This window comes from Domibacillus sp. 8LH (genome assembly GCF_038806185.1).
Taxonomy (GTDB): domain Bacteria; phylum Bacillota; class Bacilli; order Bacillales; family Domibacillaceae; genus Domibacillus; species Domibacillus indicus_A.
In genome coordinates, this window is record NZ_JAVJNG010000003.1 from 119,042 (window position 1) to 137,085 (window position 18,044).

At 44.4% G+C, this 18,044-nt stretch carries 19 protein-coding genes; 15 read left to right on the forward strand and 4 right to left on the reverse strand.

From position 1 onward, the window contains the following. Nucleotides 1-6: 6 nt before the first annotated feature. From treC to RG959_RS07115, 12 genes are all read left to right on the forward strand, one after another. A complete protein-coding gene (gene treC / locus RG959_RS07060; protein WP_342796529.1) occupies nt 7-1,668 on the forward strand; it encodes an alpha,alpha-phosphotrehalase in 1,662 nt (553 codons plus the stop codon). Nucleotides 1,669-1,717: 49 nt separating this feature from the next. After that, the gene (treR, locus tag RG959_RS07065) at nt 1,718-2,437 is read left to right on the forward strand and encodes a trehalose operon repressor (RefSeq protein ID WP_342796530.1); all 720 of its coding nucleotides are present in this window, start codon (nt 1,718-1,720) and stop codon (nt 2,435-2,437) included. Between the two features lie 96 nt (nt 2,438-2,533). Then, nucleotides 2,534-3,745, forward strand: coding sequence for an EAL domain-containing protein (locus tag RG959_RS07070; RefSeq protein WP_342796531.1), 1,212 nt, complete (start codon nt 2,534-2,536; stop codon nt 3,743-3,745). A gap of 60 nt (nt 3,746-3,805) precedes the next feature. Further along, on the forward strand, nt 3,806-4,027 hold the full coding sequence (locus RG959_RS07075) for a hypothetical protein (RefSeq protein ID WP_342796532.1): 222 nt from the start codon (nt 3,806-3,808) through the stop codon (nt 4,025-4,027). A 125-nt stretch (nt 4,028-4,152) separates the two neighbouring features. Beyond that, nucleotides 4,153-4,413 carry a YkuJ family protein gene (locus RG959_RS07080; RefSeq protein ID WP_046179710.1) on the forward strand — a complete coding sequence of 87 codons (261 nt, stop codon included), beginning with the start codon at nt 4,153-4,155 and terminating at the stop codon, nt 4,411-4,413. Between the two features lie 124 nt (nt 4,414-4,537). Beyond that, nucleotides 4,538-4,978, forward strand: coding sequence for a cyclic-di-AMP-binding protein CbpB (gene cbpB / locus RG959_RS07085; protein ID WP_342796533.1), 441 nt, complete (start codon nt 4,538-4,540; stop codon nt 4,976-4,978). Between the two features lie 93 nt (nt 4,979-5,071). Beyond that, nucleotides 5,072-6,475 carry an MDR family MFS transporter gene (locus RG959_RS07090; protein WP_483298857.1) on the forward strand — a complete coding sequence of 468 codons (1,404 nt, stop codon included), beginning with the start codon at nt 5,072-5,074 and terminating at the stop codon, nt 6,473-6,475. 4 nt (nt 6,476-6,479) lie between these two features. Then, nucleotides 6,480-7,370, forward strand: a complete 891-nt coding sequence (locus tag RG959_RS07095) for a transcriptional regulator CcpC (protein ID WP_342796535.1) — start codon at nt 6,480-6,482, stop codon at nt 7,368-7,370. Nucleotides 7,371-7,434: 64 nt separating this feature from the next. Then, nucleotides 7,435-8,145 carry a 2,3,4,5-tetrahydropyridine-2,6-dicarboxylate N-acetyltransferase gene (gene dapD, locus RG959_RS07100; protein WP_242232181.1) on the forward strand — a complete coding sequence of 237 codons (711 nt, stop codon included), beginning with the start codon at nt 7,435-7,437 and terminating at the stop codon, nt 8,143-8,145. A 67-nt stretch (nt 8,146-8,212) separates the two neighbouring features. Further along, nucleotides 8,213-9,334, forward strand: coding sequence for an N-acetyldiaminopimelate deacetylase (locus tag RG959_RS07105; protein ID WP_342796536.1), 1,122 nt, complete (start codon nt 8,213-8,215; stop codon nt 9,332-9,334). Nucleotides 9,335-9,506: 172 nt separating this feature from the next. Next, nucleotides 9,507-9,962, forward strand: coding sequence for a TlpA disulfide reductase family protein (locus tag RG959_RS07110; RefSeq protein WP_342796537.1), 456 nt, complete (start codon nt 9,507-9,509; stop codon nt 9,960-9,962). 162 nt (nt 9,963-10,124) lie between these two features. Next, a complete protein-coding gene (locus tag RG959_RS07115; RefSeq protein WP_242232178.1) occupies nt 10,125-10,784 on the forward strand; it encodes a potassium channel family protein in 660 nt (219 codons plus the stop codon). A 14-nt stretch (nt 10,785-10,798) separates the two neighbouring features. Here RG959_RS07115 and RG959_RS07120 read toward each other — a convergent pair whose 3' ends face one another. The 4 genes from RG959_RS07120 to def all read right to left on the reverse strand — a co-directional run bounded on the left by RG959_RS07120 (nt 10,799) and on the right by def (nt 14,139). Further along, nucleotides 10,799-11,314, reverse strand: a complete 516-nt coding sequence (locus RG959_RS07120; protein ID WP_342796538.1) for a C39 family peptidase — start codon at nt 11,312-11,314, stop codon at nt 10,799-10,801. A gap of 45 nt (nt 11,315-11,359) precedes the next feature. Then, nucleotides 11,360-13,027, reverse strand: coding sequence for a ribonuclease J1 (gene rnjA / locus RG959_RS07125; RefSeq protein WP_242232176.1), 1,668 nt, complete (start codon nt 13,025-13,027; stop codon nt 11,360-11,362). A gap of 3 nt (nt 13,028-13,030) precedes the next feature. After that, the gene (locus RG959_RS07130; protein WP_342796539.1) at nt 13,031-13,240 is read right to left on the reverse strand and encodes a DNA-dependent RNA polymerase subunit epsilon; all 210 of its coding nucleotides are present in this window, start codon (nt 13,238-13,240) and stop codon (nt 13,031-13,033) included. Between the two features lie 344 nt (nt 13,241-13,584). Beyond that, nucleotides 13,585-14,139, reverse strand: a complete 555-nt coding sequence (def, locus tag RG959_RS07135) for a peptide deformylase (RefSeq protein ID WP_342796540.1) — start codon at nt 14,137-14,139, stop codon at nt 13,585-13,587. Between the two features lie 377 nt (nt 14,140-14,516). On the opposite strand from def, the gene pdhA reads away from it, so the two are divergent. From pdhA to RG959_RS07150, 3 genes are all read left to right on the forward strand, one after another. Continuing rightward, nucleotides 14,517-15,626, forward strand: a complete 1,110-nt coding sequence (pdhA, locus tag RG959_RS07140) for a pyruvate dehydrogenase (acetyl-transferring) E1 component subunit alpha (RefSeq protein ID WP_242232173.1) — start codon at nt 14,517-14,519, stop codon at nt 15,624-15,626. A 3-nt stretch (nt 15,627-15,629) separates the two neighbouring features. Then, nucleotides 15,630-16,607 carry an alpha-ketoacid dehydrogenase subunit beta gene (locus tag RG959_RS07145; RefSeq protein ID WP_251270367.1) on the forward strand — a complete coding sequence of 326 codons (978 nt, stop codon included), beginning with the start codon at nt 15,630-15,632 and terminating at the stop codon, nt 16,605-16,607. Between the two features lie 69 nt (nt 16,608-16,676). Next, complete coding sequence (locus RG959_RS07150) at nt 16,677-18,041, forward strand: dihydrolipoamide acetyltransferase family protein (protein WP_342796541.1); 1,365 nt, start codon at nt 16,677-16,679, stop codon at nt 18,039-18,041. The last annotated feature ends 3 nt before the right edge of the window (nt 18,042-18,044 follow it).

Consider the following 18,044-nt stretch of genomic DNA (forward strand, 5'->3'; position numbering starts at 1 on the left):
TACGTTATGAATGAACAATGGTGGAAACAAAGTGTTGTATATCAAATTTATCCGAAAAGCTTTAATGATACGAACGGCAGCGGAGTCGGCGACTTGCGGGGCATTATTGAAAAGCTGGATTATTTAAAAGACCTCGGGGTGGATGTGCTGTGGCTGACACCCATTTATGCGTCTCCACAAAAAGACAACGGCTATGACATTAGCGATTATTATGCGGTAAACCCGGAATACGGAACAATGGCTGACGTGGAAGAGCTGCTCGAGCAAGCCCATAATCGGGAGATCAAAATTGTCATGGACCTCGTTGTTAACCACACTTCTACCGAGCATAACTGGTTTCAGCAGTCGAGAGAAGCTGACGGCCGCTTCCGGGACTATTATATTTGGAAAGACGGAGTAAACGGAGGTCCGCCAAACAACTGGAAGTCAAAATTTGGCGGATCAGCATGGGCTTATGATGAAAAGCGCGGCCAGTATTATCTGCATTTATTTGATCGTACGCAGGCCGATTTAAATTGGGAAAACGAACAAGTTCGCCGTGATCTATATGAAATGATGCATTTTTGGCTTCAAAAAGGGATCGACGGCTTCCGTCTTGATGTCATTAATCTTATTTCCAAAGATCAATCTTTCCCAGATGATTTCGAAGGAGACGGGCGGCGCTTTTACACAGATGGCCCGCGGGTTCACGAGTTTTTACGTGAGATGAATGATAACGTGTTTTCTCAATATGATCTGTTAACGGTAGGTGAAATGTCTTCTACAACCATTGAACACTGCATTCGTTATTCTCATCCGGATTCGCATGAATTGGCGATGACCTTTAATTTCCATCATTTAAAAGCGGATTATCCTGGAGGAGAAAAATGGACAGCCGCTCCGTTTGATTTTTTGTGGCTGAAAGGGATTATGTCAGACTGGCAGCAGGAAATGGATAAAGGCGGAGGCTGGAATGCCTTGTTCTGGTGTAACCATGACCAGCCGCGTATTGTAAGCCGGTATGGAAATGACGGAGAATACCGGGTGAAGTCAGCGAAGATGCTGGCAAACGCCATTCATTTTATGAAAGGAACCCCTTATATTTACCAAGGCGAAGAAATTGGAATGACAAATCCTCATTTTGAACGGATTGAGCAGTATCGTGATGTGGAGTCTTTGAATATGTACAATGAAATGCACGCCCAGGGAATGGCAGAAGAAGACATCATGACGATTATAAAGCAAAAATCACGTGATAACAGCCGGACGCCTGTTCAGTGGAACAGCGGAAAAAATGCCGGCTTCACAAGCGGCACTCCATGGATTGAAACGGCTGAAAACTATAAAGAAATTAATGTGGAAGCCGCACAACAAGACCAAGACTCTATTTTTTATCATTACAAAACACTGATTGAGCTCCGGAAAAAGGAAAAGGTGATGCGTGAAGGAAGCTACCGGCTGCTTATGAGCGACCACCCTGAGCTGTTTGTATATATGAGAGAATACAAGGGAGAAGCATGGATCGTCATCAATAATTTTTATGGCCGCCCCGTGCCATTCGTTGTACCTGAAGAATTGAAAGGCAAGCGTTCATCGCTTGTTCTGTCAAATGAGAAAGAAGCTCCTGCGCATCTCTCAAACCGGACATTAACGCCTTATGAAAGCACCGTGTACCGTCTGTTTAACTAATCCATTTTATGTTATAGTGGAGGGAATGACAGTATGCAGGTGAACCAAGATGAAAATCAATAAATACAAGTATATTTATGAAGAGCTGGTTGAGAAAATAAAAACGGGTGTTTTTCAGCCGGGTGAGCTTATTCCGTCAGAGAATGACCTGGCCGCCAGCTATGAAACATCCAGGGAAACGATTCGAAAAGCGCTGACACTTCTTTCGCAAAATGGTTTTATTCAAAAGCTGCGCGGCAAAGGCTCCGTCGTTCTTGACACGAGCCGTGCAAGCTTTCCGTTTTCGGGGCTTGTCAGCTTTAAAGAGCTGGCAGAAGGGCTTAACGCAGCCATTCATACAGATGTAGAAGAGCTTGCATTAATTCGTCCTGAGCCATATTTGCAGCATCAGCTTCAATGCAGTCCAAAGGAAGAGATATGGAAAGTGACCCGGACGCGTGTTTTTGATGGGGAACGTGTTATTTTGGACAAGGATTTTTTATTGAAAAAGCATGTTCCCTCTCTGACAGAAGAGATATGCGGACAATCGATTTATGCTTACATTGAAGAAGAACTCGGTTTAACGATCAGTTTTGCTAAAAAGGAAATAACCGTTGAGCCCTGCACAGAAGAAGACACTGCCCTTCTTGACATGAATGGTTGTTCACATATTGCTGTGGTGCGCAACTACGTTTATTTAGATAATGCGAGCCTTTTTCAGTATACGGAGTCAAGACACCGGCCGGATAAATTTCGATTCGTCGATTTTGCCCGCCGGCATATGATGTAGCCTGGCGCGTTTCTGTGCCGGGCTTCTTTGAATTAACAGCATAATAAACAAAAGTCATGTATAATAATAAACGATTGGACGGAATGGGGGGTTTTCATGGATGCATTGGAAATTATGAGTCATCTGGATCGTGTTGTACCATATTACCAGCCGATCTTCAGCGCTGATGAACATAAAATTATTGGGTATGAAGTGTTAGGCCGTTACATAGAAGGAGAGACGGTCCATAGTCTCGGACACTTTTTCCATGATGAAGATACACCGGATGACTACCGTTGTGAAGTAGAAGATGTCATTATACGAAAAGCACTCGATGCTTTTTTGAAAGCCGGCAGAACCGAAATGCTGTTTGTAAACCGGCGGGCAGCCGGACTGCTTGAGGATTACGGCGAATCTTTTCTGGCTATTTTAGACGAATATACCGAAAAAGGATTAAGGTATGAGCAGATTGTGCTGGAGATCTCGGAAGCGGATTACAGCAAATCGCTTGATAATGTTCTTCGCTACTATAAAACACTCGGGATTCGGCTTGCCGTTGATCATATAGGGGAAGTGGACGTGGACGGAGATATTCGCCGTTTTGCCGGCTCATCACCTGATATTTTAAAAATAAGCCTGCAGGCCCTTCGAAAAGACGCCAGTGACCAGACCTATAAAAATATCGTTTATTCCCTTTCAATGTTTGCCCGTAAAATTGGTGCCTCGCTCCTGTTTGAAACCGTGGAAGCAGAGTATCAGCTTCAGTATGCCTGGAAAAACGGCGGGCGTTATTATCAAGGCTTTTACTTATCGGAGCCTACGCCCGATTTTGCCCAGCCTGACGGGCAAAAAGAAATGCTAAGGGAAAAATGCAGCCGGTTTATTACGTATGAAAAACAGGCGCTCAGCAGCGTATATGCGCTGGCGGACCAGCTGGAAAGCGGACTGAGTGCTATCATTTCCAGATCGAAATCAGCCCCGAAAGAAAAGCTCCTCGAAGATATCGCCAGGGAGTTTAATGAAATGTGTTTCCGGTTATATATATGTGATGAGAACGGTTTTGAATTAACACCAAACTACTTTAAAAGGGATGGCCAATGGATTTTTCAGCCGGAATATTTAAACAAGAATTGGAGCTGGCGCCCTTATTTTCTTGAAAACATTGTCCGGATGAATAAAAACGGCGGCGGTTTAATCTCTGATTTGTATAATGATCTTGAAACAGGAGAAACCATCCGAACATTTTCCTACCCGGTGAATGAGCACGAATATTTATTTTTTGATATTCCATATGCTTATTTATACGACCAGGATGGATTGCTCTATTAACGTATGAAGCTGGAGGAATCCGGGCACAATGGAAGTATCCTGGCATAAAAGGGGATGCTTATGGAAGCTTGGATTCTATTATCAGCTGCTGTTCTGCTTGGCGGCCTGCTTTGGACTGCCAGATTGATGAAACGGTCCGGCGCTTTTGGCATTCGGGATACAGCCAATTCTAAGCCGGTTCGCCAGCATCCATATGGGTTGAATCCGGTCATTTGGCTATTTATCGCGATGTTTGTCATATTTCTTGGAATTATTGCAATTGTATGGCTGCAGGGGCGCTGATTTTGGCGTCTTTTTTATTTGTAGATTGTGAAAAAAGAGGGCAAAAATATTGGATTAAAGCAGGGATGTATGGTATATTTCTTGTGCTTACTAAATGGTTAACGAAAGAAAGGGGTCGACAATATATGTCACAATTAGTTGGAATCGTACAGCGCCTTAAATCACTGCAGGAAGGCGGAGAGCAGGGAGAAGTACAGCAGCGCTTGTTTGAATTAAACGGTAAAACACTCTGCCAGGTAAAATATTTCCCAAATAAAGACACGTTCGAACTTGAAGTGTATGATAAGGACGGAAAAGGAAGTAAGTATCCTTTTGATGATATTGATATGACAGCAATCGAAATTTTTGAACTTCTTCAAGAAGCGAAGCAGGAAGCACAAGGGTAACAGCAGGCGGCCAGGGCCGGATCTTTTTGAAGAAGAACGGCTCGTTTCTCTAGTAGAGGCTACAGGCATTTTGCTATAATGGAAGGTAAGTAAAGCGCTTACAAAACAGAAAGGAAGAACACCGATGATCTCCTTCAGAAACAAAGACGTTCTGCAGACAAATATTATGGATTACATTATTCCGGGAGAGAAAGTGGCATTTGTCCAGCGGGGAAACAGTCTGGAGCATGCATTGCTGATTCTGACGAAAAGTGGTTACACGGCTATTCCGGTTTTGGATACCAAATACCGTCTTGAAGGGCTGATTAGCATTCCTATGATTACGGAAGCGCTTCTCGGTCTTGAACGTATTGAGTTTGAGCGACTTGATGAGCTGAAAGTGGAGGATGTGATGGCCGTTGATAAACCGAGATTAACGGTTCATGATCACTTCCGAAAAGCGCTTGGACAGCTTATTAATCATCCTTTTTTATGTGTAACTGATGAAGAAGGTCATTTTGAGGGTATATTAACGAGACGGGTCATTTTAAAGCAGCTGAATTATTATGTTGATGGATTAAATTAAAGATCCGCCAGGCGGCGGATCTTTTTTATTGAATTTGGGGTGAAAGGGTTGAAACCAAAACAAACAAAGCGTCCTCTCGTTTTGGCGGCGGTGATGCTGGCCATGTTTATGGGAGCGATCGAAGCAACAATTGTTTCAACGGCTATGCCGGATATTGTAGCGGAGCTTGGTGGTTTTTCGCTGTATAGCTGGGTGTTCTCTGCTTATTTGCTTATGAACGCAGCGACTGTTTTAATTTATGGAAAGCTATCGGATATCTTTGGCCGGCGGCCGGTTTTATTTGCGGGTATGACGATTTTTTTGGCCGGTTCTATTCTTTGCGGACTGGCCGGCTCAATGGAGCAGATGATTCTTTTTCGCTTTATTCAAGGAGTGGGGGCCGGTGCAGTAATGCCCATTGCCACGACCATTGTCGGCGATATTTATTCCAAGGAAGAGCGGGCACATATTCAAGGCTATCTGTCGAGTGTGTGGGGCATTTCGGCCGTTTCCGGGCCGGCCCTTGGCGGCCTGCTTGTAGAATATGTATCGTGGCGCTGGGTATTTTGGATTAACATACCTCTTGGTGTTGTTTCGATGATCATGCTTGGCCTTTTCCTGCATGAGAAAGTAGAAAAGAAAAAGCCGGATATCGACTATATCGGAACGGTGCTTTTTTTAGTAGGAATTTCAACGTTTATGTACTGGTTGGTTGAAGCAGGCAACACAGCTCATACAGGTCCGCTGCTGGTGCTTGGAGCCGTTTCATTTTGTCTTTTTGCTTTGCACGAACGGCGTACGCCGTCTCCTATTGTGCCTTTTCATTTATGGAAGGTGCGTCCAATCTTAATTGCCAACCTTGTATCGTTAACGACCGGTATTATGCTCATCGGCATTTCATCTTTTTTGCCGACTTATGTACAGGGTGTGATGGGGAAAAGTGCTACGATCGCCGGGTTCACGCTGACCGCTATGTCAATCGGCTGGCCGATTGCCTCCTCTTTATCCGGCCGCCTTCTTCATTCCATTGGCTACCGTGCTACAACTCTAATTGGCGGGGCAGCACTGTTAGCCGGCGGCTTAATGTTTATGTTCATGACACCGGATTTAGGCCCCTGGTGGGCAGCCGCTTCTTCTTTCGTCACAGGAGTGGGAATGGGTTTGACCTCGACTGCTTTTATTATTTCGATACAAAACGCGGTCGATTGGCATGAAAGAGGAGCTGCGACGGCAGCCAATATGTTTATGAGAAATATCGGCAATGCTATAGGGGCAGCGCTGCTTGGCGGTGTACTAAACAGCCAGTTGTCCGCTTATTTGGCAGGCAAAAGCGGAGCAGATAATCTGAGCGTTAACTCCGTGAATGAGCTCCTCGGCGGAGAAGGAGATATACCGGCTTCCGCCCGCGCTATTTTAGGAGAAGGGCTGACTTCTTCCCTGCACGCGGTTTATTTTGTCGTTTTCCTATTTGCGGTCCTTTCATTTATTCTGCTTTTGTTTTTAAAGAAAGGAGAGTGACGGGATGTCTGTTTCAGAATTTCGCCTGCTGACCGTTCTTGCAGAGGAAATGAATATGAGAAAAGCAGCAGAGCGGCTTTTTGTTTCTCAGCCGGCTCTTTCCCAGCGCCTGCAGACAGTCGAAAAAGAGTGGGGGGTTAAAATTTTTAACCGTTCTACAAAAGGGCTTTCTTTAACGCCGGCAGGTGAGAGGATTGTGGAATACGCAAAAGAAACCCTGGAGAAAAGAGAGCGTCTCCTGGAAGAGCTGCAGCTGCTTGAGCCGCAGGTACATGGAACATTGAAAATCGCCTGCGCTACCATCGTCGGTCAAAACTGGCTGCCAAAAGTACTAAAGCTGTACGTAGAACGCTATCCCAACGCCAAAATTCAGCTGATTACCGGCTGGAGCAGCGAAATTGTCAAAGCGCTTTATGAAGGGGATGTACATGTTGGCATTATACGTGGAACGCCGGAATGGAAAGGGCGAAAAATTCACTTGTTTGAAGATCCGCTTTATTTAGTCGATAAAGATATTCAGAATGTGGAAGATGTGCTTTCCACCGACAAACCGTTTATTCAATTCAAAAGTGACTCAAGCTACTATCAGGAAATACAAGAATGGTGGCACAGTCGTTTTCAAATGGCGCCAAAGCGCTCAATTGTGGTAGACCAAATCGAAACATGCCGGCAGATGGCGTTTAATGGACTTGGGTACGCGATTTTGCCAGCTATTACATTAGCGAATCATGAACACGATCTTTTTCAAATTCCGCTTCTTGACCGTGAAGGGGCACCGATTCAGCGCGATACGTGGCTTCTTGGCTATGATGCCGCTTTCGAACTTCGTCAAGTGCAGGCATTTGTCGAAACAGTGGAGCTTTTTATGGCACAATCAGAAGAAAATCGCTTGTGAAAGTGGCGCTGCTTTGATACAGTAATAGCAGAAAAAACAGATTGACCAGGAGGAATACATACTTATGAAAATGATGGATGCACACGAAATTATTGCTTTTATCGGAAACAGCAAAAAATCAACACCGGTAAAAGTGTACGTAAACGGAGACGTAGAAGGCATTAACTTTGGCGAATCAGCAAAAGTATTTGGCGAAGGCAAATCTGTTGTTGTGTTCGGTGAATGGGCAGAAGTGTCTGAGGCACTTGAGCAAAATAAGGATAAAATCACTGATTACGTAGTGGAAAATGACCGCCGCAACTCTGCGATTCCGCTTTTAGATATGAAAAACATTAAAGCACGTATTGAGCCGGGTGTTGTGATCCGCGATCAAGTTGAAATCGGCGACAATGCCGTTATTATGATGGGTGCTTCTATTAATATTGGAGCAGTAGTTGGCGAAGGAACGATGATCGACATGAATGCGGTTCTTGGCGGGCGTGCGACAACGGGTAAAAACTGCCATGTTGGTGCAGGCGCTGTGTTAGCGGGTGTGATTGAGCCGCCTTCTGCTTCACCGGTTATTTTAGAAGACAACGTTTTAATCGGGGCAAATGCGGTTGTGCTTGAAGGCTGCCGTATTGGCGAAGGTTCTGTCGTGGCTGCAGGCGCGATCGTTACAGAAGATATCCCGCCTTACTCTGTTGCAGTTGGAGCACCAGCACGCGTGATTAAACAGATCGATGATAAAACAAAATCAAAAACAGAAATCATGCAGGAACTCCGCAAACTATAAAAGCGGTAATCATAAGGACGCGTGGGCAGCTGCTCGCGCGTTCTTTTTCTAAAAAGGGGGAAAAGAAATGAGCCAATTTACAGCTATTCGACGTGATTTGCACCAAATTCCAGAGCTCGGATTTCAAGAATTCAAAACGCAGGCTTATTTGCTGGAGTATTTAAAATCACTTCCGCAGGAGCGGATGGAAATTCAAACATGGCGGACAGGCATTCTTGTAAAAATAAACGGGTCTAACCCATCTAAAACAATCGGATGGCGGTCAGATATCGATGGCCTGCCTATTACCGAGCAGACCGGCCTTTCATTTGCTTCAACACACGAAGGGCGTATGCACGCATGCGGCCATGATCTGCATATGAGCATTGCACTTGGCGTGGTTACTCATTTTGCTTCTCATCCGATTGATGACGATTTAGTTTTCATTTTTCAGCCGGCAGAAGAAGGACCAGGAGGAGCCGAGCCGATGATGGAATCGAAAGAGTTCCGCGCATGGCTGCCGGATGAAATTTATGCACTTCATATTGCGCCGGAGCATCCGGCGGGCACAATTTCCACGAAGCCAGGCCTTTTATTTGCGAATACGTCAGAGCTGTTTATTGATATTCGCGGCAAAGGCGGCCATGCTGCTTACCCGCACGAAACAAAGGATATGGTTGTAGCGGCCTCTTACTTTGTTACACAGCTCCAGTCTATCGTTTCCCGAAACGTTGACCCGCTTGATAGTGCTGTGGTGACGGTAGGGAAAATGACGGCCGGCACTGTGCAAAACGTGATCGCCGACCATGCAAGGCTGGAAGGCACCATCCGCACGCTTTCACCAGAAGCAATGGTAAAAGCAAAGGCACGGGTTCAGTCTCTTTTAAAAGGGATAGAAACGGCGTTTGACTGCGAAACAGAAATCGACTGCGGCAGCGGCTATTATCAAGTGTATAATGATCCGGAAGTGACGGGCCGCTTTATTCAATTTGCAATGCAGCAGCCAGATATCCAATTCGTGCAGGCACGAGAAGCCATGACAGGAGAAGACTTTGGCTTTATGCTGAAAGAAATTCCAGGTCTTATGTTTTGGCTTGGTGTCGGATCGGAGTATGGCCTTCATCACGCAAAATTAAACCCGGATGAGACGGCGATCCAAACGGCAATCTCATTTATCAGCGGTTACTTTGAGCAGCTGGGCAGCCGCTGAGCATTTTTAAAGGACCAACCATCTTACAAAGCGCTCCATTTAAGTGAGCCGGCTTTGCCCTCCAAACTGAAAACGAAACCACAAAAACCCCTTTAATCTGTAATGCTCACCAGGGCTTGATACACCGTTAGGCCCTGATGTGTCTATACTATTAGAAAAGGGGTGTGGACGGATGAAATTAAAAGAGCAAATGCCAGAGCTTAATGGTGCAACAAAGTGGCTGAACGGGAAAGTGTCTACAAGTGAGTTAATTGGCGAAAAGCCAACCCTCATTCATTTTTGGTCGGTAAGCTGTCACTTATGCAAAGAAGCCATGCCAAACATCAACAAATTCCGTGATGGTTACAAGGATACATTAAATGTTCTGGCTGTACACATGCCTCTTTCGGAGGATGATCTGGACTTGGAAGAGATTAAAGCGGCAGCAGCAGAACATGGAATCACACAGCCGATTTTTGTTGACAGTGAACATACACTTACAGAAGCATTTAACAATCAATATGTTCCTGCTTATTATGTTTTCGATAAAGAAGGCCGGCTGCGTCACTTTCAAGCAGGAGGAAGCGGGCTGAAAATGCTTGAGAAGCGTTTAAATCGTGTTCTCGGTGAAACGTCCAAAACAAAATAAAGCAGGTGACCGGCGCCAGCCGGTTTTTCTTTGTTTCTTTTCGTAAGAAAGAGTGAGTGTATGGCGAGGGCAGGAAAATAAGAAAGGAAGCAATTAAAGGCCTTTCGTGGTAAACTGTCAGAGCAAAACCTTTTATTTAACGTTGACAGCGGGGGAAGAATCATGAAAAAGGAATTTGTTGTTATTGGACTCGGTCGATTCGGAAGCAGCATTTGCCGGGAGCTGAGTGAACAAGGAATGGAAGTAATGGCGATCGATAAAGACGAGGATCGTGTAAATGAGTTTACTTCGATTGCTTCTCATGCTGTTGTCGCAGATACGACAGATGAATCGGTTTTAAAAAGCCTAGGCATTCGAAATTTTGATCATGTGATTGTCGCTATTGGAGATGATATTCAGTCCAGTATTTTAACGACGCTGATGTTAAAAGAAGTGGGCGTTAAAAAAGTTACGGCCAAGGCACAAAATGATTATCATGAAAAAGTGCTGATTAAGATCGGCGCAGACCAGGTTGTCCACCCGGAACGTGATATGGGACGGCGGATTGCCAATAATATCGTCTCAAACAACGTATTAGATTATTTAGAGCTTTCCGATGAGCATTCCATCGCCGAAATTATTGCCAATGAATCGCTTGCCGGCAATACATTGATTGACCTTGATATTCGGGCTCTTTACGGGATTAATATCGTAGCAATTAAACGGGGAAAAGAAATTATCGTGTCGCCACAGGCGAATGAGCCTATTCATTTAGGCGACATTTTAATTATTATCGGTGCGGATAGAGACATTGACCGATTCCAGAGAAAAATGAATCACTGAAAAAAACCCTCCACTCAAAGTGGAGGGTTTTTTGGCGAAACAAGCACAAAACGGAGGATGTGTGCCTGATCTTCAAATGAGATGCGGCGGATCCTGCTTTTTCGTCCAGGAGCACCGTGATCATGCAGAAACAAATAAACACGCCCCTGCTGGATTTCATATCCTGTCAGCACGACCCAATGATACGCAAACAAAGGCTTGGCAAAAAAGCGGAGGGTGAAATACTTGTCAAATTTTGCGGCAACGGGCCGGCCGTGATCGAGCTCGTGAATCACTTCATCAATCCGGTTTGAGGAACTAACACGCCAGTCGTTGCCGAGTAGTTTTTTTAATCTCCGAACCATTAAAAAGCGGGATAAACCTATTTTTGTAGCACCAAGCTTTTTATATAAATCGTTTGCTGTACACGAATATCCCCAATAATCTAAAATAACCGAAACTGTGACGGGTCCGCAGGCGGATGAACGATAGTTCTTTTTAATATTTTCTGCATACTGGGACTGGCTCTTTACCTGAATGATAGCAGACACCTCCGAAAAAACGCGCTCCTAAAAGCAGGAGCGCGTTTTCTTTTGTTACACTTCCATAATGATCGGCAGGATCATCGGGCGGCGTTTTGTCCGCTCGTAAAGGAAAGGTGAAAGAGTATCGGTAATTTCATTTTTAATATCAGACCATTGAGTGGTGCTGTTATTGAGAAGCTGCTTTACATGGCGATTCAGCATCGATTGTGCTTCGTAAATAAGATCGCCCGACTCACGCATATACACAAATCCGCGCGAAATAATATCAGGGCCTGCTTCGATTTTATTTTTTTCTTTGTTGATGCTTACGACTACAATCACAAGGCCTTCTTCTGAAAGAATGCGGCGGTCACGAAGCACGATGTTGCCGATGTCGCCAATGCCGCTTCCGTCAATATAAACGGAGCCGGATTGAATGCGTCCAGCCACGTGCGCTTCGTCCTTTGACAGGGCCAATACGTCGCCGTTATCCATAATAAAGCAGTTTTCCGGCGGAACACCGCAGTCGATCGCGTGCTGGCAGTGCATTTTCTGCATCCGGTATTCACCGTGAATCGGCATGAAAAATTTAGGCTTAATCAAGCGAAGCATCAATTTCTGCTCTTCCTGGCTTCCGTGCCCGGATGTATGGATCTCATTTAATGGGCCGTGAATAACGTCTGCTCCTGCCCGGGACAAAGCATCAATAATTCGATTGACACTTACATTGTTGCCGGGAATCGGCGAGGAAGAAAAAACGACCGTATCATTCGGCTGAATTTGAATTTGACGGTGAGATCCGTTGGCGATGCGTGACAGTGCCGCCATAGGTTCACCCTGACTGCCTGTGCACAAAATTGTTACTTTGTTCGCCGGTAATTTATTTAACTGGTGAGTGTCGACAAACGTGTCTTTCGGACAGCGGATATAGCCGAGCTGTTGTCCGATATTAATCGCATTTTCCATGCTGCGCCCAAACACACCGACTTTTCGGCCGTCTTCAACAGCTGCATCAACGACCTGCTGGAGGCGGTGGATGTTCGAAGCAAAAGTAGCGAAAATAATGCGTCCCTGTACTTTTCGAAACACATTATGAATGCTTTCCCCAACTTTCCGTTCAGACATCGTGAAATTAGGCACTTCACTGTTTGTACTATCAGACAGGAGGCAAAGAACGCCTTCCTTGCCGATTTCCGCCATCTTCGTTAAGTTGGCCGGCTCTCCTACAGGAGTGAAGTCAAATTTAAAGTCACCTGTGTGCACGATATTGCCTTGCGGTGTTTTGACTACAACACCATAAGAGTCTGGAATACTATGGGTTGTCCGGAAAAAGGATACGGATGTTTTCCGGAACTTGATAATGTCATCCTCGCCGATTTCATGAAGACGGGCGCGGCGCAAAAGGCCGTGTTCATCTAGTTTATTGCGCAGAAGACCAAGTGCAAGCTTCCCGCCGTACACCGGTACATTTACGACCCGGAGCAGGTAAGGGATACCGCCGATGTGGTCTTCGTGGCCGTGTGTAACAAACAAGCCTTTAATTTTATCGGCATTTTTTTGAAGATAGGAATAATCTGGAATCACATAATCGATTCCAAGAAGCTCATCTTCAGGGAACTTAATCCCTGCATCAATTAAAATAATTTCGTCCTGAAATTGGACGGCATAAGTGTTTTTGCCGATTTCGCCCAAACCGCCGAGGGCGAAAACTGCAGTTTGATCATTTTTTACAAATTTCATGCTTTACAGCTGCTCCACTTTAAAGTCGAGAGACTTTTTCTCATACTCAAGGTGGTTGTCAGTTACCTTTTGAACAAACTCAATATTATATGGGCGGCTTTTTAATGCGTGGCGTACTTCACGTTCTGTTTGCGCTTCCGCATATAAGGTTTTTGTTTTTTCCCGAACGGGCACTTCAGAACGGTCTTCCTGGTAATACACTTTGAAAATCATGATTTTCTCTCCTTTATTCCGGTTTAATATATACAAACCGCCATAAAAGCGGTTCTTCTCGTTTTTAATGCTGCGTCTTATTAAGTGGTCTTGGTTTTTATTATATAGAAAGAACGATGTTTTGACACGAAAGAACATCTTTTTGTTTCATACATAAAGACAGCCCTTCGTAACGGAAGGGCTTAACCATTCTAAATTATGCGATTGATTTTCTTCTAAGCAGATCTTTCCACTGTTTTGCGAGCTTTTTTTTCAGCTTCTTCAACATTGTGGATCACTCCTCACTGCCATTTTATCATATGGCTGTCGGAATGAAAAGAGATCGACATATTCTATTAGACTGCTCAGCGTTCGATTGCCTGTGCGTTCTCTTCAATCTGAAAAGGCGCTTTTTCATTGATATAATCATAAAACATAACGCCGTTTAAGTGATCTATTTCATGCTGCATACAAATAGCAGGAAGTCCCTTTAAACGCAGCTTTACTTCTTCCCCTTCCAATGTAACCGCTTTTACTGTCACTCTTGCATAGCGGTGTACATAACCCGGAACGTTACGATCAACGGATAAGCACCCTTCACCGCTTGTTAAATAAGCTTTTTCAACAGAATGGCTGACAATTTTCGGGTTAAACAGCGCATAGCTGAGCTGGTTTCCATTCTCATCATTTACATGGACAGCAATCATCCGTTTTGAAACACCAATTTGCGGTGCAGCCAAACCAATACCGGGGCGCAGCCCGTATTTTTCGGCTATTTCGGGATCCTGGCTGTTTTTTACGTATTCAATCAGTGAAGCGAGAATAGCTTTGTCTTCTTCAGAAGCAGGAAGCGACACTTCTTTCGCTTTTTCCCGAAGAACCGGATCGCCTTCCCGCACGATGTCATTCATTTTAATCATATGGTTTCATTCCTTTTTCGCTTTTAGTGTATTTATCTTATCAAAAACTGTGCAAAATGTTAATGAAGCGATTTTTTGTTTTACGCTTTGGAAACCGGGAATAGGGGAAAGGGGTAAAAAATGTAATGTATAACAGCTTAAAAAAGCGCTTTCTTTTTATAGTACAGATTAAACAGAAACACTAGTACAGAGCGCGTGAAAGCAGTGGTTTAAAGGATAATTATAAAAATTCTTTTTGAATTGACGTATGAACACGGTTATTATACACTATTAACCGAAGCTTTTAATTGTATTAGTGATTTATAAAAAATAACTGGTACAGGTCATTATAAATGAAAACAGCCGCATGACAAATAAAGAAAGGAAAGGTGACAACCATGAGTCCAAAGAAAACTCAGTTCGATCCGCAAAAAACGCTTGAGTCGATTGAAACGCAATTTGAAATGGTTCAAGTTTTGAATGAAGAAGGAAAAATTGTAAACGAAAGTGCAGCACCAAAGCTTTCAGATGAAGAACTTCAAGAATTGATGACACGTATGGTATACACACGCGTACTTGACCAGCGTTCTATTTCATTAAACCGTCAAGGACGTCTTGGCTTCTACGCACCAACAGCTGGACAAGAAGCATCGCAAATTGCTTCCCAGTATGCTCTTGAAAAAGAAGATTGGATTTTGCCAGGATACCGTGATGTTCCGCAAATCGTATGGCATGGCCTTCCATTATGGAAAGCATTCTTGTTCTCGCGCGGTCACTACGTAGGCAACCAGGCACCTGAAGGCGTAAATGTTTTGTCTCCACAAATCATTATCGGTGCACAATACGTGCAAAACGCCGGCGTGGCTCTAGGACTTAAAAAACGCGGTAAAAAAGCAGTAGCTGTTACATATACAGGCGACGGCGGATCATCACAAGGTGATTTCTACGAAGGAATCAACTTTGCCGGTGCATTCAATGCTCCAGCGATCTTTATCGTTCAAAATAACCAATTCGCGATTTCAACTCCGCGTGAAAAACAAACAGCAGCGAAAACAATCGCTCAAAAAGGGATTGCAGCAGGTATTCCATCTGTTCTTGTTGATGGTATGGATCCACTTGCGGTGTATGCAGCTGTTAAAGATGCGCGTGAGCGTGCAATCAACGGCGAAGGTCCAACATTGATCGAAACACTTTGCTACCGTTACGGTCCACATACAATGGCCGGTGATGACCCGACTCGCTACCGTACATCTGACCTTGATACAGAGTGGGAGAAAAAAGATCCACTTGTTCGCTTCCGCAAATACTTAGAAGCAAAAGGTCTATGGAACGAAGAAAAAGAAACAGAAGTAATTGAACGCGCGAAAGAAGAAATCAAAGACGCGATCAAAAAAGCGGATGAAACGCCAAAACAAAAAGTAACAGACCTTATGAAAAATATGTATGAAGAAATGCCAGCAAACTTAAAAGAACAATATGCAATCTACACTGAAAAGGAGTCGAAGTAAGCCATGGCACAAATGACAATGATTCAAGCGATTACGGATGCCTTGCGCGTAGAGCTTAAAAATGACGAAAACGTCCTTGTTTTCGGCGAAGACGTCGGCGTTAACGGCGGCGTATTCCGTGCAACAGAAGGCCTTCAAAAAGAATTCGGGGAAGATCGCGTTTTCGATACGCCGCTTGCAGAATCTGGAATCGGTGGTTTAGCTGTCGGTCTTGCTTTAGAAGGGTTCCGCCCAGTACCAGAGCTTCAGTTTTTCGGATTTGTTTACGAAGTAATGGATTCTATCAACGGACAACTTGCACGTATGCGTTACCGTTCAGGCGGAACTTATTCTGCTCCTGTAACGTTCCGTTCTCCATTTGGCGGCGGCGTTCACACACCAGAACTTCATGCGGACAGCTTAGAAGGATTGGTAGCACAGCAGCCTGGTTTAAAAGTAGTTATTCCTTCTACTCCTTACGAAGCAAAAGGACTTTTGATCTCTGCTATCCGTGACAACGATCCGGTTATTTTCTTAGAGCACATGAAATTGTACCGTTCATTCCGTGAAGAGGTGCCAGAAGAAGAATACACAATTCCTCTTGGAAAAGCAGCAGTAAAACGTGAAGGTACAGACCTTTCAATCATTACGTACGGCGCAATGGTTCATGAATCTCTTAAAGCAGCAGAAGCGCTTGAAAAAGAAGGACATTCTGTTGAAGTAATCGATCTTCGTACGATCCAGCCGCTTGATATCGAAACAATCATCGCTTCAGTTGAGAAAACAGGACGCGCTATCGTTGTTCAAGAAGCGCAAAAACAAGGCGGTATTGCAGCGAACGTTGTAGCAGAAATCAACGATCGTGCAATTTTAAGCCTGGAAGCTCCTGTTCTGCGCGTAGCAGCACCGGATACTGTATTCCCATTCTCACAAGCCGAGGGTGTATGGCTTCCAAACCATAAAGATGTTATCGAAACAGCGAAAAAAGTTCTTCAATTTTAATCATACTTAATTCATGAAAAGGAGGCAGTGCCTCCTTTTCAAAATTCAATTATTAGGAGGCTGAATGCATTGGCATTTGAATTTAAATTACCAGACATCGGTGAAGGTATTCACGAAGGTGAAATCGTCAAGTGGTTTGTAAAGCCAGGTGACAAAGTAGCGGAAGATGACGTACTTTGCGAAGTACAAAACGATAAAGCAGTTGTTGAAATCCCATCACCAGTTGCAGGTACAGTAGAAGAAGTACTAGTTGAAGAGGGCACTACAGCAATCGTTGGCGATACATTAATCAAATTTGACGCTCCCGGATACGAAGATTTGAAATTCAAAGGCGACGATCACGGCGACGAAGGCGAAGCAAAAACAGAAGCGCAAGTTCAGTCTTCTTTAGAAGGCGGTCAAAACATTGATAAAGCACCTGTTGAAGAAGCGCCGAAAGAGTCTACAGGTCCTATTCACACAGGCCCGGCTCAAACACAGGAAGAAGTAGACCCGAACCGCCGCATCATTGCAATGCCATCTGTACGTAAATACGCACGTGAGAAAAATGTAAACATCGCTCAAGTAGCAGGCAGCGGTAAAAACGGCCGTATTGTGAAAGAAGATATTGATGCATTTGTGAACGGCGGTGCGAACACTTCTGCACAAGCTGAAGCAGCTGTACAACAAGAAGCTCCAGCAGCGAAAGAAGAGTCAAAACCAGCAGCGGCAGCAGCGATTCCAGAAGGCGAGTTCCCAGAAACACGCGAAAAAATGAGCGGCATCCGCAAAGCAATTGCCAAAGCGATGGTCAACTCAAAACATACAGCACCACACGTTACTCTAATGGACGAAATAGAAGTAACCGAGTTGTGGGCACACCGCAAAAAGTTCAAAGATATTGCGGCGGAAAAAGGCGTGAAATTAACGTTCCTTCCATACGTTGTAAAAGCTTTGACAAGTGCGCTTCGTGAATTCCCTGCGCTTAACACATCCATCGATGATACAACAAGCGAAATTGTTCATAAGCACTATTACAACATCGGTATCGCAGCTGATACTGAAAAAGGCTTGATGGTACCAGTTGTGAAAAATGCAGACCGTAAATCAATGTTTGCGATCTCTAACGAAATCAATGAACTTGCTGTAAAAGCACGTGACGGCAAATTGGCTCCTGCAGAAATGAAAGGCGCATCTTGCACAATCACCAATATCGGTTCTGCCGGCGGACAATGGTTTACACCAGTTATCAACCATCCAGAAGTAGCAATTTTGGGTATTGGACGCATTGCTGAAAAACCAATTGTAAAAAATGGTGAAATTGTAGCGGCACCTGTGTTAGCATTATCATTGAGCTTTGATCATCGTATGATTGACGGAGCGACTGCACAAAATGCGTTGAATCACATTAAACGGTTGTTAAACAACCCAGAACTTTTACTAATGGAGGCGTAAGAG